The organism is Alcaligenes sp. NLF5-7, from assembly GCF_024266725.1.
GTDB classification, from domain to species: Bacteria; Pseudomonadota; Gammaproteobacteria; order Burkholderiales; family Burkholderiaceae_B; genus Alcaligenes; species Alcaligenes phenolicus.
The window spans coordinates 2,170,110-2,185,723 of the sequence record NZ_CP100755.1; the positions used below are offsets into that span (position 1 = coordinate 2,170,110).

Below are 15,614 nucleotides of genomic sequence, written 5' to 3' on the forward strand. Positions count from 1 at the left end.
AGCCTGGGAGATCTGATCATGCTGTCCACTTGCCTGCCCTTGCCTACACGCAAGCGTAATGAAGAGTGTGTGACGCCGCAGTATTCACTGTGCTTGTATCTGAAGGTGCACTACGAAGAGCTGCTGCGTCAATTGACCATCCGCCTGCGCTGCCGCGACCGCGCAGCGGATGCCTTGCACGACACCTGGCTGCGTCTGCATGGCAGCCGGGAGATCGGGCCGGTCGCCAACCCCCGCCTGTATTTACTGCGTATGGCCAGCAATCTGGCGATCGATGAATGGCGAGCCGAGTCCGGCAGAGGGACGCTGGTGCCCCTGGAGGAACTGGAAGAGCATCAGCAGATTTCCCCCATGCCGGGGCCAGAGTCCAGCCTGATCGGCCGATCTTTGCTGTCCGTCCTGATCTACGCCATCGAGCTGCTGCCCCGCCAACGTCGCGCCATCTTTCTGGCGGCCCGGCTGGAAGAACAGAGCCTGAGTGTGGTGGCCGAACGCTTCGGCGTCACCACCAGCAAGGCACGCAACGAGCTGCGCCGGGCAGAGGCGCATTGCGAACAGGCCTTGCTTGGAAACTGGACAGAACTGCGGCAGGGGCGCAATTCCTGTCTGAAACCACCACCGACCATGACGGCCGGGTTTGGCTGGATGGCGGAGCCGGTGGGGTTTTGAGGGCGACGGGGGGCTGGAACAGCAAGTATCGAGATTATCGATACTTCCGTTATATCGAGAATCTCGATATTGGCCCAGCAAAGAGGTGTTCGCTTGAGCCATGCGCATATGGGTAATCCAGTTGCTCTGGCTGTTTGATGCGCATCTGGCAAGTAGAAAAACAAAAAGCCCAGTCGTTTGACTGGGCTTTTTGCTTGAATTCTTGGTGGCCTGGGGCGGAATCGAACCACCGACACAAGGATTTTCAATCCTCTGCTCTACCGACTGAGCTACCAGGCCAACGTGTACTGCTCGGTAAAAATAGAACTATACCACGTTTTTTAATTTGTGCGCATAGTACAACAAAAAATTTATGCATCTTTTCGACTTCAAATTTGCCGTACCCCTAGGGGGAGGCCCTTTTCAGCGAAAAGAGGGCTGCATAAAGGAGTGCAATTGTAATCACAAAAGGGCAATTCAAGTAACATTTTTGGCAAAATTGCGGCTTGCGGCGTAAAATCACTTAAATTTCATGCGTTTTGCCTTTGCAAAATTGCCAGTCTTGGTCTTTTCAGGGCTATAGCCTGTACTGCTCATGTCTGTAGATGTTCTAACCTTCGGTCTGAATCATGTGTCCGCGCCCGTTGCCGTGCGCGAGCGCGTTGCGTTTCCGATCGATGTGTTAAAGCCTGCGCTTGATACCTTGCGTGCCACGTTCGGCACCGGTGTCCGTGAAGCAGCCATTCTGTCTACCTGTAATCGTACCGAGATCTACTGTGCGGCCGAGCCCCATGTGGCTGAGCGTCTGCCCGAATGGATGGCAGACTTCAACAGTCTGCGCTCTGCCGAGCTGACCCCCCATCTGTACCGCTACAACCAGAACGAGGCCGTGCGCCATGCGTTCCGTGTTGCCAGCGGTCTGGACTCCATGGTCTTGGGTGAGCCCCAGATTCTGGGTCAGATGAAAGATGCCGTGCGTGCCGCCAACGAGGCCGGCTCGCTGGGCACCTTGTTGCATCAATTGTTCCAGCGCACCTTCTCGGTGGCCAAGGAAGTCCGTACGCAAACCGCTATTGGCGCCCATTCGGTGTCCATGGCTGCCGCGGCTGTCCGTTTGGCCGAGCGTGTGTTTGGTGACCTGAGCCAGGCCAAAGTGCTGTTTATTGGTGCTGGGGAAATGATCGAGCTGTGTGCCACGCACTTTGCGGCAGTGAACCCCTGTAGCATCGTGGTCGCCAACCGTACTCAGGAACGGGCTGAAAGCCTGGCCTCGCGCTTCATGGCCAGCACCATGAAGCTGGCTGATGTGCCTGATCGTCTGGCAGATTTTGACGTGGTGGTGTCCTGTACGGCCAGTACCTTGCCCATTCTGGGTCTGGGTATGGTGGAACGAGCTGTGCGTTCGCGTCGTCACCGCCCTGTGGTCATGGTTGATCTGGCCGTGCCACGCGATATTGAAACCGAAGTAGGTCGCCTGGACGACGTGTACCTGTATACCGTCGATGATCTGGGCCGCTTTGTACAACGGGGTGCCGATGCCCGTCAGGCCGCTGTGGTGCAGGCTGAAGCCATTATTGACACCCAGGTGCAGCATTACATGCACTGGCTGAGTACCCGTGCGATTGTGCCGGCCATTCTGGATGTGCAGCAGTCGGTCGAAAAAGTACGTCAACACGAGCTGGAGCGCGCGCGCCGCATGTTGGCCCGTGGCGATGATCCAGCAGAAGTCATCGAAATGCTGGCGCATGGCCTGACTCAAAAGTACATGCACGGCCCGATGGCTGAATTGACGCGCAGTGAGGGTTCCGAGCGCGAGCAATTGTTGAATCTGCTGCCTCGTCTGTTGCCCTCGACCACCCGTCGACGTTAGCGTTTGGGCTGTTGTCTGTTCACCGACTCTCCTGCGGTGCAGCCCGATAGCTTTGAACTGCGCCCAGACCCTCTGATTTTCCCTTTAGGCTGTTCCCTATGAAAGACTCTATGCGCAGTCGGCTTGAGCAATTGGCTCGCCGTCTGCATGAAGTTGATGCCATGCTTGCCGAGCCTGAAATTGCCAGCAATATGGACGAGTTTCGCAAACTGTCGCGCGAGCGCTCCGAGCTGGACCCTGTTGTAGCAGCCTTCAAAAGCTATGAGGCTGCCGAAGGGGATCTGCAAGCGGCCCAGGACATGATGTCCGACCCTGAATTGAAGGAAATGGGCGAAGAAGAATACAAGTTGGGCAAGGAACGTATCGCTCAACTGGAGGATGAACTGCAAATCCTGCTCCTGCCGCGCGACCCGGACGACACCCGTAACGTGTTCATTGAAATCCGCGCCGGTGCCGGTGGGGACGAAAGCGCTTTGTTTGCCGGGGATTTGCTGCGCATGTACATGCGCTATGCTGAAAACTGCGGCTGGCGTACGGAGATCATGTCTGCCAGCGATTCGGAAGTGGGTGGTTACAAGGAAGTGATCGTTCGAATTGAAGGCCAGGATGTGTACGGGCGTCTGAAGTTCGAGTCCGGTGCGCACCGTGTGCAGCGTGTGCCTGAGACTGAAGCCCAGGGTCGCATCCATACCTCTACGTGTACCGTGGCCGTGTTGCCCGAAGCCGAAGGCCTGGCTGAAATCACCATCAATCCTGCTGATTTGCGTGTGGACACCTTCCGCGCCAGTGGTGCCGGGGGTCAGCACGTGAACAAGACGGACTCTGCCGTTCGTCTGACTCACTTGCCTACAGGTTTGGTGGTGGAGTGTCAGGACGACCGTTCCCAGCACCGTAACCGCGAAAAGGCCTTGCAGGTGCTGGCCGCTCGTCTGAAAGACAAGCAGCAGCGTGAGCAATCTGACAAAGAAGCCGCCGAGCGTAAAAGCCTGGTCGGTACGGGAGACCGCTCCGAGCGCATCCGTACCTACAACTTCCCGCAAGGCCGCATGACGGATCACCGTATCAATCTGACCTTGTACAAGCTGGGCTACATCATGGACGGCGATCTGGACGAGCTGATCAAGGCCTTGCTGTCCGAGCATCAGGCCGGTTTGCTGGCTGATCTGGCGCAGGCGTGAGCATGAACCTATCCGGTGAGCAGGCCGTGTCCTCAATGGCCACGCCTGCCGACTATCCCCGTACCTTGCGAGCCTTGCAGCCGTTAAGTCCCTTGCCGCGCCTGGAGCGCGACATGCTGTGGATGCAGGTGCTGGGCGTCGGTCGTTCCTGGCTGATTGCGCACGACACGGACGAGTTGCCGCTGGACAAGATCCAAGCCTATCAAGCTCTGGAAGCCCGCCGTGTGGCGGGCGAGCCCATGGCGTATATCGTCGGTGTGCGGGAATTCATGGGCCATGAGTTTCTGGTGTCGCCCTCGGTGCTGATTCCTCGCCCGGATACCGAAACCCTGGTTGAGCGTGCCTTGGAGCGTGTGCAGAACATCCAATCTCCCCGCATTCTGGATATGGGCTGTGGCAGCGGCGCCATTGCGGTTTCTCTGGCGCTGGCACGTCCTGATGCCCATGTGGTCGCCAGTGACATCAGCACACTGGTATTGGCGCAGGCGGGCTTAAATGCTCAGCGTTTGTGTGGGAAAGTCGAGTTTTGCCTGGGGAGTTGGTACGATGCCGTGGCAGGCCAGGAACCTTTTGACCTGATCGTGTCCAACCCTCCATACATTGCAGTGGATGATGAACATCTGGCGCAGGGCGATGTGCGGTTCGAGCCGCGTCAGGCACTGACCGATGGCTCTGACGGCTTGACGGATTTGCGTACAATAGTTCAGGGAGCCGGGCCGTATCTGCGTCCTGGTGCTAGTCTTCTCATGGAGCACGGCTGGGATCAGGCCGACCATGTGCAAAATATGCTGCGGCAGGCAGGGTTCAAACAGGTCATCAGTTATGAGGATCTGGCAGGAATCCGGCGGGTCACAGGTGGACAGTGTTAATTCTTTTCTTAAGAGAACATCATGAGTGAAGTTCAAGATTTCATCCGCGAAACCGTAACGGAAAACCCCGTTGTGCTGTTTATGAAGGGCACAGCTCAAGCTCCTCAGTGTGGTTTCTCCGCACGCACCGTGCAGATTCTGCGCGCTGTTGGCCTGAGCCAGGTGGTTGTGGTCAACGTGCTGGACGACGCCGAAGTGCGTCAGGGCATCAAGGACTTCTCCAACTGGCCCACCATCCCCCAGCTGTACATCAAGGGCGAATTCGTCGGCGGTTCGGACATCGTGTCTGAAATGTACGAAAACGGCGAACTGGAAACCATGCTGCGCGAGGCTGGGGCTCTGGAGTGAGCACCAAGCGACGCCTGGTCATCGGCATGACCGGGGCCACCGGGGCGGTCTACACCGTGCGCCTGCTGCAAGTGCTGCAGTCCTGTCCGGATGTGGAAACTCATTTGGTGATCTCGCCCTCCGGGGTGCTGAACATCAAATATGAGCTGGATATCGGCAGGCACGAGATTCAGGCTCTGGCCGATCAGGTGCACAGCTTCCGCGATGTGGGTGCAACCTTGGCCAGTGGCAGTTTTCCTACGGCGGGCATGGTGATTGTGCCGTGCTCGATGCGTACGCTGGCCGCCGTGGCGCATGGTTTGTCTGACAACCTGATTACCCGGGCTGCCGACGTTACCTTGAAAGAGCGTCGTCGTTTGGTGATGATGGTGCGTGAAACGCCATTCAATCTGGCGCATTTGCGCAATATGACGGCCGTGACGGAGATGGGCGGGATCATCTTCCCGCCTATGCCCGCGTTTTACCTGCGACCCAAAAACATCGATGATATTGTCGATCACACGGTGATGCGGGTGTTGGAATTGTTCGATATTCAGGTGTCCGGTGAACGCTGGGATGGTTCGCAAAAACCGAGCTAAGGCCTGATAGTCGTTCAGCGGGCGCAAAAAAAGCCCCGATATAAACCTCCACAATCTGGATATCATTCCAGACACTAGCGGTTTATATCGGGGCTTTTTATTGTCTGTCGCTTGTGTATTTGCAGGCGGCAAGCGCTACGCTAAGCCGCGTGTCATGTTTATTGGCCGGAACGACGCTTGCTCATGAACACAATCTGCTGTTCACCGGAAGCGGCAGGCTGAGCAGGTGTGAAGGCATCCTGACGCACGCCCGGAGTAGCGTCGTCGTTATCTTCCTCAAAGCCTGCGGCCAGCAAGCTTTCGGGCAGGTGATCGTCAAAATAATCCTGATCAAAGCCTTTATCGCCTTCCGGATCGGCCTGGCCTGTGACCTTCAGGTCTGCAAAGTTATGCAGCTTGGGGTCCATCAGGTGCGAAGGCACCACGCGTGTCAGAGCTCCAAACACGTTCCAGGAACGGTGCGGGAATTTCTTGTCCCATTCCGCAATCATGCGGTTGATCTCCTGGCGCTTCAGGTTTTCCTGCGAACCGCACAAGTTACAGGGGATGATGGGGAATTCTTTCAGCTTGGCGTAGGCGATCAGGTCCTTCTCGGGTACATAGGCCAGAGGGCGGATCACGATGTGTTCGCCATTGTCCGACATCAGCTTGGGTGGCATGCCTTTCATGCGGCCACCGTAAAACAGGTTCAGGAAGAAGGTAGCCAGAATGTCATCTCGATGATGGCCTAGGGCGATCTTGGTGGCACCCAGTTCCTTGGCGACACGGTACAAGATGCCGCGACGCAAACGCGAGCACAGCGAGCACATGGTCTTGCCTTCGGCAATCACGCGCGTCACCACCGAGTACGTGTCCTGAGTTTCGATGTGATAGGGCACGCCCAGCTTTTCCAGATACTCGGGCAGGATGTGGTCAGGGAAACCGGGCTGTTTCTGGTCCAGGTTCACGGCCACGATGTCGAACTTGATCGGAGCGCGCTTTTGCAAAGTCATCAGCACGTCCAGCAGGCCGTAGGAATCCTTGCCGCCAGACAGGCAGACCATGATCTTGTCGCCTTCCTCGATCATGTTGAAGTCACCGATGGCGCGGCCCACCTCACGCATGATGCGTTTGCTCAGCTTGTTGTCATTGACGCGCTGCTTGCGTTCAGCTTTGCTGGCAAACACGGGAGTCTCGGTTTCGGAAGGAGGGAGGGTGCTGGTGTCTTGGGACATAAGGAAAAGCGGAAAGAAGTGTCGTCGTAGCCCCAGCCAGAGGCGGGGCAGGGGGCTTTAGCGGCTGCGTTCAATCTCGATGCCGACGGCATCACAGTCGGCAAAGGCCTCGGGTTTGCTGGCGCGGATTTTAACGCGTTCCACGGTCGGGAAATCATTCTGGATGCGCTCAGCCAAGCGCTCTACCAGTGTTTCCAGCAGATTCGTGTGTTCCGTGGTGCTGACGTCGATCAGTGCCTCGCGCAGCTGACGGTAGTCCAACACGGTCCCGATGTCCTCGTCCTGAACGTCCTGCGTAATGGTGGTGTCGAATTCGGCATCAATATGCAGGGGCTGGCGGTGAACCAGTTCGTGGTCCAGCATGCCGATAGAGGCTTGCACCACCAGATTGTTGATGAATATACGGCGTGTAGTCATGGCAAAAACAAAGTAGCAGGCCCGCCATGGTTGGCGGGCCTGGAAAGAAGATCAGGACAGGCGGCTCAGGACGCATTCGTCCAGAGCAGGGCGCGCCAGTTGTAGCGTGAAGCAGTGTAGTTCATCGCGGCGGAAGGCGTGAACTTGTACGGTCTGGCCGGGTTCATAGGCTGCCAGCAGGCGCTCCAGGCTGGCGGTGTCACTGACACGCAAGCCGTCAATAGCGACCAGGGCATCACCGGCAGACAGCCCGGCTTGATGTGCTGCGCCATCAGTAAATACCGTGGCCAGTTGGCATTGGCCTGCGCTTTGGCGCAAGCGGGCGTTCAGACTGGGCAGCTTGGAGGAGGCTTGCCATTCCAGCTTCAGGCCTTGTTCGGCCAGCCAGGGCTTCAGGGGCAGGTCCTCGCAGCCTTCCACATAGCGGGCAATGAAGTCTGTGGCGTCATAGCCAGTTGCCTCCAGAATCAGCGCTGGCATGGCGTCCTCTGGGATGCCGCGAGGCTTGCCTTGATAGAAGTCGCGCCCATAGCGTTCCCACATCAAGAGCATCACATCGTCCAACCCCTTGGCCTGCTGGGTATGGCTGCGAATGCACAGGTCCAGGCCCAGGGCGATCAGTGCGCCCTTGCTGTAATAGCTGACCAGTGCGTTGGGGGAGTTCTCGTCCTGCTTGTAATAGCGCGTCCAGGCGTCAAAAGAGCTTTGTGCGGCGGACTGCTTGAAGCGCCCGGGGCCACGCTCAACGGCATTGATGTTCTTGGCCAGCAGCTTCAGGTAGTCGGCTTCGCTCAGCACGCCCGAGCGCAGCAGCATCAAATCGTCGTAGTACGAGGTGAAGCCTTCAAACACCCATAGCAAGCGGGTGTGGTTTTCACGGCTCAGGTCGTAGGGTGCGAAGACGGCGGGCTTGATGCGTTTGACGTTCCAGGTATGGAAGTACTCATGGCTGACCAGGCCCAAAAAGGTCTGGTAGCCCGCGCTTTTCACCGATTTGTCCTGGCCCTGAGTAGGCAGGTCTCGACGCGAAGCCATCAGGGCGGTCGAGGCGCGATGCTCCAGTCCGCCGTAACCGTCATCGGTCACCATGGTCATGAACACGTAGCGCGAGCTGCAATCCAGGAAGGGCGCGCGACGGGTTTCAGGTTCGAAAAAGGCGATTTGCTCGGCACAGATTTTCTCTACGTCACGGGCAATGCGGGGCAGGTCCAGGTTCGGGATGACGCCAGTAAAGACCAGTTCGTGTTCAGCGCCGTGGGCAAAGAAGCTGATGACCTGGGGAGTGCCCATTTCAATGGGGTGGTCGATCAACTCGTCGTAATTGCTGGCGCGGTACAGGCCAAAACCATAGCGCTCTGCCGCGCCTGGAATGCCGGTGGCCTCGGGCAGGCTGGTGTAAACCTGCCAGTCTTCCATGTCCTCGTTGGACACCAGTTCCAGCAGGCAAGGCTGTTCAGTCTGGCCCTCAACGGCCAGCAGGGCGCTGGTGCCATTAAAGAAAGCATGGGTCTGATCAATATGCGCGCCTCGTACGGACAGGTCCCAGGCATAGACCTGGTACTGAATGCTCAAGGGGCCCTCGCAGGGTTCGCACTGCCAGCGATGGTTGTCCAGCTTGCGGATGGAAACCGGCTTTTCGCCGGAGAAGGCGGCTATGCTTTCGATCTGACGCGAGAAGTCGCGGATCAGGTAGCTGCCAGGGATCCAGGCCGGAAGGCTCAAGATCTGGCCATCTGTTTGGGGGGAAGTGATCTGTATCTGGACAGTCAGGCGGTGGCCGGCGAGATCTGTCGGCTCGGCACGGTAAAGTACGGGTGTAGGTTCCATTCCCCTATTCTATTTAATTTTTCTGGGAGTCAGCATGAACGAACCCTTAGTCAAAGCAGAGGTGCATGGTCGTGTTGCTTTATTGACATTAAATCGGCCCAAGGCTTTGAATGCGCTCAATAACGAGCTGATCGCCGAGTTGTATGCCCTGTTAAAGAAATACGATGCCGACAACGAAATCGGTTGTATCGTGCTGACCGGTAACGAAAAAGCCTTTGCCGCCGGTGCCGATATCGGCGCCATGAAAGACTGGAATTACCACGATGTCAGCTCCCAGGACTATCTGGGTGGCCAGTGGGAAGAACTGCGCCGTTTCCGCAAGCCCATTATTGCCGCCGTCGCTGGCTATGCCTTGGGCGGTGGCTGCGAACTGGCCATGCTGTGCGACTTCATCATTGCCGCTGATTCGGCTCGTTTCGGTCAGCCAGAAATCAAGCTGGGCGTCATCCCCGGTTTCGGTGGTACGCAGCGTCTGCCCCGCGCCGTGGGCAAGGCCAAGGCCATGGATCTGATCCTGACTTCGCGCATGATGAATGCCGAAGAGGCCGAGCGCTCTGGTCTGGTGTCGCGCGTGGTGCCTGCCGACAAGCTGATTGAAGAGGCATTGGACGCCGCCACGGTTATTTCCAGCATGTCCCTGCCGTCTGTCCTGATGGCCAAGGAGTGCGTGAACCGTGCTTTTGAATCGTCGCTGGAAGAAGGTCTGCTGTTCGAGCGCCGCAACTTCCATGGCTTGTTTGCCACAGAGGATCAGAAGGAAGGCATGCGTGCCTTTGTCGAGAAGCGCAAGCCCGAGTTCAAGCACCGCTAAGTTTCTCAATCGCTGATAAAACAAGGGGTGTGTTGTAAAATTGCTGCACTGCAATGTTACAAAATAAGCTTACCCCTTGATGCCATTGAGATTGCGTAAATCAGCCTTGCATTAAGTATCAAACAAGCAAGGCTGAATTTGCTTACAACAAAAAAAAGACGCTATACTTTATGGGTTTGACGACACCGGCTTTTGAAAGGGGCCGATAATATTGCGCGGATGGATTGGCCAAGGCCTTTGCAGTACATCCACCCACACAACGTTATCTGATTGTTTCCTACTATGAATCAGCCGATTTATCAGCAGACAGGCACCACAGCCACGGTGCAGGCAGCAGGGGACAAGCCACCATTTCCGGAACCCGTAGTACTTACGCCCGAGCAACGTAGCCGCATGGCTCGCCGGGCAGGGCAAGGAATTGTGCGCGCACTTGTTGCCCAGGCTTTTATGGGTCTGGTGGCAATTGGCCTGTCGGCATGGATTTCCGGCGCATATGCAGCAGCCTCAGCACTGATTGGTGCGGCTGCTTATTTTGTGCCTAACGCATTGTTCGCATTGCGTCTTTTGCTGGGTTTGATGGGCGGCGGCAACGCCGGGGCGCTTTCCTTCTTCTGGGGGGAGGCGTTCAAACTCGGTTTTGCGGTATTGACACTGGCAACGGCTGCCATGGCAAACACGGGCTGGTTAGTTTGGCCTGCCTTGCTCTTTGGCCTGCTGTGTGTCTTGAAGGGATATGTGCTGCTGCTGTTTTTCCGCAAGCTGCCATAACGAATTTTTGTTTCACGGGCTCGTCCCATAACGTATACATCACAGGGTAAATACAGATGGCTGCTGCTAGTGATATTTCGCCTCAGTCAGGGTACATCCAGCATCACTTGGTTCACTTGAACAACTTGGGTGAAAAACAGGATGTTCTGGCCAACTTCGGTGTCATTAACTACGACTCCATGTTCTGGTCCCTGCTGATGGGTCTGGTTGTGGTTTTCTTTCTGTGGCGCGCCGCTTCGGCCGCAACAGCCGGCGTACCAGGCCGCTTGCAGTCTTTTGTAGAAATGCTGGTCGATTGGGTTGAAGACCAGGCCAAATCCATCGTTCCTAACGCTGAGTCCCGGAAGTTCGTCTCGCCCCTGGCGCTGACCGTGTTCCTGTGGATCGTCATGATGAACGTGCTGGACTTGCTGCCCGTTGATGGTCTGGGCTGGATCTTCATCCAGACCGGTCTGGCCGCCGAACATGGCGACCCTCTGTACTACCACCGTATTTTGCCAACCGCTGACTTGAACGTGCCTATGGGCATGTCCATGGGCGTGCTGCTGCTGATGTTCTACTACGGCATCAAGATCAAGCACCCCGGCGGCTTCGTCAAAGAGCTGTTTACTGCACCGTTCACTGCCACAGGCCTGATGGCTGTTGTGCTGGCACCTTTCAACTTCTTGCTGAACTGCATCGAATACGCGGCCAAGTCCGTGTCCTTGGGCATGCGGTTGTTCGGCAATATGTTTGCCGGTGAACTGGTTTTCATGTTGATCGCTCTGCTGGGTGGCGCATGGACAGGGTTTAATGGCGCCAGCCTGGGACTGGGTATCGGTCACATTCTGGCCGGTTCTGTGTGGGCAATCTTCCACATTCTGATTGTGTTGCTCCAGGCGTTCATCTTCATGATGCTCACCCTTGTCTATATTGGACAAGCACACGAAGGCCATTAATCCGATTCCGACTGGACAATGGTGTCTGGTTGGGGGGAGCAGGCCTGGCCTGCTAACGCTTTGATTTTTTTGAATTACACCTGATTTTTAACCAAGGAGTTGTCATGACCAACGTAGCTCTCGTTGCTCTTGCTTGCGGTATCATCATCGGTCTGGGCGCTTTTGGCGCTTGCATTGGTATCGCCCTGATGGGTGGTAAATATCTGGAAGCATCGGCTCGTCAGCCTGAACTGATGAACGCTCTGCAAACCAAGATGTTCCTGTTGGCCGGTCTGATCGATGCTGCTTTCCTGATCGGTGTCGGTATCGCCATGTTGTTTGCATTCGCCAACCCATTCGTTGGGTAATAAGGCGAGTCCGTTGCCGCTTTTGGCAGACGGGCAGGCAGTCGTCGTTAGCGGTGTGTTGCTCGGTTTGATCATGCACCGCTTGTCGACTTGAACATACATGTGTCAGGACGCATACCGCTTCCTACACACGTGGTATTGAAGGGATACGACCGTGAATTTAAACGCGACTCTCTTTTTTCAGATGATCGTGTTTTTCGTTTTGGCCTGGTTTACGATGAAATTCGTATGGCCGCCACTGACGAAAGCAATCGATGATCGTCGTCAGAAAATCGCTGATGGTTTGGCTGCTGCCGATAAAGGCAAGGCCGATCTGGCACAGGCCCAAGCGCGTATCAGCCTGATGGACGCTTCGGCCAAGTCCGAAAACCATCAACGCATTGTCGACGCTGAAAAACAAGCGACTGCTCTTTTGGAGCAAGCTCGTCGTGAAGCCGAAGCCGAAAAAGCCCGCATTATTGCGCAGGCCCAGCAAGACGCTAACCAGGAAGTGCAACGCGTACGTGAAGGTCTGCGTAGCGAAGTGGCTGCCTTGGCTGTCAAGGGTGCCGAGCAAATCTTGCGACGCGAAGTTGACGCGAATGCGCACGCCCAGCTGCTCGAGCAGCTCAAGGCAGAACTTTAACATCAAGGCAGGCCATGGCTGAACTATCGACTATTGCCAGACCTTACGCCGAAGCCCTGTTCGCCGCCGTACGCGACGACAGCCAGGGCCTCGAATCGTGGTCGGCCCTGTTGTCCGAAATGGCTCAGGTGGCCGGTCTCCACGATGTGCGCGAGGCACTGAACGATCCGCGCCTGAATAACGGGCAGCGACTCGAACTCTTTACGGGCCTGGTTAAGTCACAGGTCACCGAAAAGGCTCGCAACTTTCTTCAATTGTTGGTGGATAACCAGCGCATCTTGCTGTTGCCACAAATTGCAGAACAGTTTGATCTATTGAAACACCAACTCGAAGGCACGGCGCAGGCACAGATTATCAGTGCTTTCCCGATGGCTGAGGCTCAGGTTGCTGAGCTGACCGCTGGGCTGGAGAAAAAGTTTGGCCTGAAGCTAAAACCGACTGTGACCGTCGACGCTGACCTTATCGGCGGTATTCGGGTGATTGTTGGTGACCAGGTGCTCGACACTTCCGTGCAGGCCCGGCTGGCCAGCATGCGCGATACGCTGACCGCATAGCGCGAGTCAGTAAACAGGATTTCAGGAGTCTGAACATGCAACTTAATCCGTCCGAGATCAGCGAACTGCTCAAGAGCCGCATCGAAGGCCTGGGTGCGTCGACTGACGTTCGTACACAAGGCACGGTCGTATCCGTGACCGACGGTATTACGCGCATCCACGGTTTGTCCGATGTGATGCAGGGCGAAATGCTCGAATTTCCGAACAACACGTTCGGTCTGGCCCTTAACCTCGAGCGCGACTCTGTCGGCGCCGTGATTCTGGGTGAATACACCGGTGTTTCCGAAGGCGACGCAGTTAAAACAACTGGCCGTATTCTGGAAGTACCCGTTGGCCCCGAACTGCTGGGTCGTGTGGTTGATACTCTGGGTATGCCTATCGACGGCAAGGGCCCGATCAACGCCAAGATGACTGACGTCATCGAGAAAGTGGCTCCTGGCGTTATCGCCCGTGAGTCCGTCTCCCAGCCCATGCAGACCGGCACGAAAGCCGTGGACTCCATGGTGCCAATCGGCCGTGGTCAGCGCGAACTGATCATTGGTGACCGTCAGACCGGTAAAACTGCCGTGGCTGTGGACACCATCATTGCTCAAAAGGGCAATGGCGTTAAATGTATCTACGTTGCCGTGGGCCAAAAAGCTTCCACGATCAACAACGTGGTGCGCAAGCTCGAAGAGCACGGTGCTCTGGAGTACACGATTGTTGTGGCCGCCTCGGCTTCCGAGTCCGCCGCCATGCAATACCTGGCTCCTTACTCCGGTTGCACCATGGGTGAATACTTCCGTGATCGTGGCGAAGACGCCCTGATCATTTATGACGACTTGACCAAGCAAGCTTGGGCCTACCGTCAAGTATCCCTGTTGCTGCGTCGCCCACCAGGCCGTGAAGCCTACCCCGGTGACGTGTTCTACCTGCACTCCCGTCTGCTCGAGCGCGCTGCTCGTGTGAACGCCGAGTACGTAGAAAAATTCACTAACGGTGAAGTGAAAGGCAAGACCGGTTCGTTGACCGCACTGCCTATCATTGAAACGCAAGCCGGTGACGTTTCCGCTTTCGTTCCAACCAACGTGATTTCGATTACTGACGGTCAGATCTTCCTGGAGTCCGACCTGTTCAACGCTGGTGTTCGTCCCGCTATTAACGCCGGTATTTCGGTGTCCCGCGTGGGTGGCGCTGCTCAAACCAAGGTCATCAAGAAGCTGTCCGGCGGTATTCGTACCGACTTGGCTCAGTACCGTGAATTGGCTGCGTTTGCTCAGTTCGCTTCTGACCTGGATGACGCAACCCGTCGCCAGCTGGAACGTGGTAAGCGGGTGGTCGAACTGCTCAAGCAACCCCAGTACCAGCCTCTGGCTGTGTGGGAACTGGCCGTGAGCCTGTACGCTGTGAACAACGGTTACTTCGACGATCTGGAAGTCGCTCAGGTTCTGCCTTTCGAGAAAGGCCTGAAAGACCACCTGCGCAGCAAGTTCGCTGCCCTGGTTGAGCGTATCGAAAGCAAGAAGGAACTGGTTAAAGAAGACGAGGCTGAGTTGGTTACAGCCATCCAGGACTTCAAAAAGCACGGCGCTTTCTAATCATTGTTGGCAGGCGCCGGAAACCCCGGCGTCATGATTAGCGGGAGTCGACAGCCTAGTCTGGCTCCCGATAATGCCCTTACAGGAAAGTGTGATGGCCGGAATCAAGGAAATTCGTACTAAGATCAAGAGCGTGCAAAACACGTCCAAGATCACCAAAGCCATGGAGATGGTGGCGGCATCCAAGATGCGCAAGGCGCAAGAGCGGATGCGTGCTGGCCGTCCCTATGCAGACAAGGTGCGCGAGATTGCTTCGCATCTGATGCAGGCGCACCCCGACTACACTCACCCCTACATGGTTGAGCCTGCCGAAGTCAAATCGGTAGGCATCGTGGTTGTCAGCACGGACAAAGGTCTGTGTGGCGGCCTGAACACCAATATTCTGCGTCTGGTACTTGCGCGTGTTCGCGAGTTTGAGGACAAGGGTATTAAGGTTCAGACGACGGCTCTGGGTGGTAAAGCTGCTGGAACATTGGCGCGTGTTGGTGCCAATCTGGTTTCTCAGGAAGTGGGTTTGGGCGACGCGCCTAACCTGGAACGTCTGATTGGCGCCATCAAGGTGCAGATCGACGACTTCGTGGAAGGCCGCATTGATGCTGTTTATCTGGCGACCAGCCGCTTTGTCAATACGATGAAGCAGGACCCAACATTTATTCGCTTGCTGCCTCTGCCTTCCGGTCTGAAAGATCCTTTCCAGGCTGGTGATCAGGTAGTCGCGCAAGAAAGCGTCAACTCTTCCGAATACGGTTGGGATTACATCTACGAACCCGATGCCAAGTCGGTTATTGATGACTTGTTGCTGCGTTACGTAGAGGGTCTGGTGTATCAGGCCGTTGCCGAGAACATGGCCTCCGAGCAGTCTGCTCGTATGGTGGCGATGAAAGCCGCTTCGGACAACGCCAAGACCGTTATTGCCGATCTTCAGCTGGTCTATAACAAGACCCGCCAGGCAGCGATTACGAAAGAAATCTCTGAAATCGTGGGGGGTGCCGCCGCTGTGTAATCACGGCAAGGCACACCATCAAAGTTATATTGCAAGGACTCA

General features: G+C 56.3%; 17 protein-coding genes and 1 tRNA gene. 14 read left to right on the forward strand and 4 right to left on the reverse strand.

Annotated elements, in window-relative coordinates; all coding sequences use genetic code 11:
- Window positions 1-18 precede the first annotated feature (18 nt).
- Complete coding sequence (locus MID00_RS09975) at window positions 19-669, forward strand: RNA polymerase sigma factor (RefSeq protein WP_128831698.1); 651 nt, start codon at window positions 19-21, stop codon at window positions 667-669.
- 203 nt (window positions 670-872) lie between these two features.
- On the opposite strand, the gene MID00_RS09980 is transcribed toward MID00_RS09975, so the two are convergent.
- Window positions 873-948: transfer RNA gene (locus MID00_RS09980), tRNA-Phe, on the reverse strand.
- Between the two features lie 295 nt (window positions 949-1,243).
- Here MID00_RS09980 and hemA point away from each other — a divergent pair.
- From hemA to MID00_RS10005, 5 genes are all read left to right on the forward strand, one after another.
- Window positions 1,244-2,518 (forward strand): glutamyl-tRNA reductase, encoded by a 1,275-nt coding sequence (gene hemA, locus MID00_RS09985; RefSeq protein WP_021447198.1) that lies wholly within the window; start codon window positions 1,244-1,246, stop codon window positions 2,516-2,518.
- A 98-nt stretch (window positions 2,519-2,616) separates the two neighbouring features.
- Window positions 2,617-3,696: a peptide chain release factor 1 gene (prfA, locus tag MID00_RS09990; RefSeq protein ID WP_009464100.1), complete on the forward strand. Its 1,080-nt coding sequence runs from the start codon at window positions 2,617-2,619 to the stop codon at window positions 3,694-3,696.
- A gap of 2 nt (window positions 3,697-3,698) precedes the next feature.
- Complete coding sequence (prmC, locus tag MID00_RS09995) at window positions 3,699-4,565, forward strand: peptide chain release factor N(5)-glutamine methyltransferase (protein WP_009464102.1); 867 nt, start codon at window positions 3,699-3,701, stop codon at window positions 4,563-4,565.
- A gap of 21 nt (window positions 4,566-4,586) precedes the next feature.
- The gene (grxD, locus tag MID00_RS10000) at window positions 4,587-4,913 is read left to right on the forward strand and encodes a Grx4 family monothiol glutaredoxin (RefSeq protein WP_003804985.1); all 327 of its coding nucleotides are present in this window, start codon (window positions 4,587-4,589) and stop codon (window positions 4,911-4,913) included.
- 26 nt (window positions 4,914-4,939) lie between these two features.
- A complete protein-coding gene (locus MID00_RS10005; protein WP_031232903.1) occupies window positions 4,940-5,491 on the forward strand; it encodes a UbiX family flavin prenyltransferase in 552 nt (183 codons plus the stop codon).
- A gap of 158 nt (window positions 5,492-5,649) precedes the next feature.
- Here MID00_RS10005 and ttcA read toward each other — a convergent pair whose 3' ends face one another.
- The 3 genes from ttcA to MID00_RS10020 are packed head-to-tail and all read right to left on the reverse strand — an operon-like array spanning window position 5,650 to window position 8,949.
- Complete coding sequence (gene ttcA / locus MID00_RS10010) at window positions 5,650-6,705, reverse strand: tRNA 2-thiocytidine(32) synthetase TtcA (protein WP_009464107.1); 1,056 nt, start codon at window positions 6,703-6,705, stop codon at window positions 5,650-5,652.
- A gap of 57 nt (window positions 6,706-6,762) precedes the next feature.
- A complete protein-coding gene (gene folB, locus MID00_RS10015; RefSeq protein ID WP_009464109.1) occupies window positions 6,763-7,122 on the reverse strand; it encodes a dihydroneopterin aldolase in 360 nt (119 codons plus the stop codon).
- 51 nt (window positions 7,123-7,173) lie between these two features.
- Window positions 7,174-8,949: a M61 family metallopeptidase gene (locus MID00_RS10020; RefSeq protein ID WP_254500268.1), complete on the reverse strand. Its 1,776-nt coding sequence runs from the start codon at window positions 8,947-8,949 to the stop codon at window positions 7,174-7,176.
- Between the two features lie 34 nt (window positions 8,950-8,983).
- On the opposite strand from MID00_RS10020, the gene MID00_RS10025 reads away from it, so the two are divergent.
- The 8 genes from MID00_RS10025 (at window position 8,984) to atpG (ending at window position 15,572) form a co-directional block, all read left to right on the forward strand.
- Window positions 8,984-9,760: an enoyl-CoA hydratase gene (locus MID00_RS10025; RefSeq protein ID WP_009464111.1), complete on the forward strand. Its 777-nt coding sequence runs from the start codon at window positions 8,984-8,986 to the stop codon at window positions 9,758-9,760.
- Window positions 9,761-10,042: 282 nt separating this feature from the next.
- Window positions 10,043-10,528, forward strand: a complete 486-nt coding sequence (locus MID00_RS10030) for an ATP synthase subunit I (protein WP_021447195.1) — start codon at window positions 10,043-10,045, stop codon at window positions 10,526-10,528.
- Window positions 10,529-10,584: 56 nt separating this feature from the next.
- Window positions 10,585-11,466: a F0F1 ATP synthase subunit A gene (gene atpB, locus MID00_RS10035; RefSeq protein ID WP_009464115.1), complete on the forward strand. Its 882-nt coding sequence runs from the start codon at window positions 10,585-10,587 to the stop codon at window positions 11,464-11,466.
- Between the two features lie 104 nt (window positions 11,467-11,570).
- Window positions 11,571-11,813 carry a F0F1 ATP synthase subunit C gene (gene atpE / locus MID00_RS10040; RefSeq protein WP_009464117.1) on the forward strand — a complete coding sequence of 81 codons (243 nt, stop codon included), beginning with the start codon at window positions 11,571-11,573 and terminating at the stop codon, window positions 11,811-11,813.
- Between the two features lie 154 nt (window positions 11,814-11,967).
- Window positions 11,968-12,438 carry a F0F1 ATP synthase subunit B gene (locus MID00_RS10045; RefSeq protein ID WP_009464119.1) on the forward strand — a complete coding sequence of 157 codons (471 nt, stop codon included), beginning with the start codon at window positions 11,968-11,970 and terminating at the stop codon, window positions 12,436-12,438.
- A 14-nt stretch (window positions 12,439-12,452) separates the two neighbouring features.
- A complete protein-coding gene (locus tag MID00_RS10050) occupies window positions 12,453-12,992 on the forward strand; it encodes a F0F1 ATP synthase subunit delta (RefSeq protein ID WP_003805005.1) in 540 nt (179 codons plus the stop codon).
- A gap of 35 nt (window positions 12,993-13,027) precedes the next feature.
- Complete coding sequence (gene atpA, locus MID00_RS10055) at window positions 13,028-14,569, forward strand: F0F1 ATP synthase subunit alpha (RefSeq protein WP_003805007.1); 1,542 nt, start codon at window positions 13,028-13,030, stop codon at window positions 14,567-14,569.
- A 94-nt stretch (window positions 14,570-14,663) separates the two neighbouring features.
- A complete protein-coding gene (gene atpG / locus MID00_RS10060) occupies window positions 14,664-15,572 on the forward strand; it encodes a F0F1 ATP synthase subunit gamma (RefSeq protein WP_003805009.1) in 909 nt (302 codons plus the stop codon).
- Window positions 15,573-15,614 lie beyond the last annotated feature (42 nt).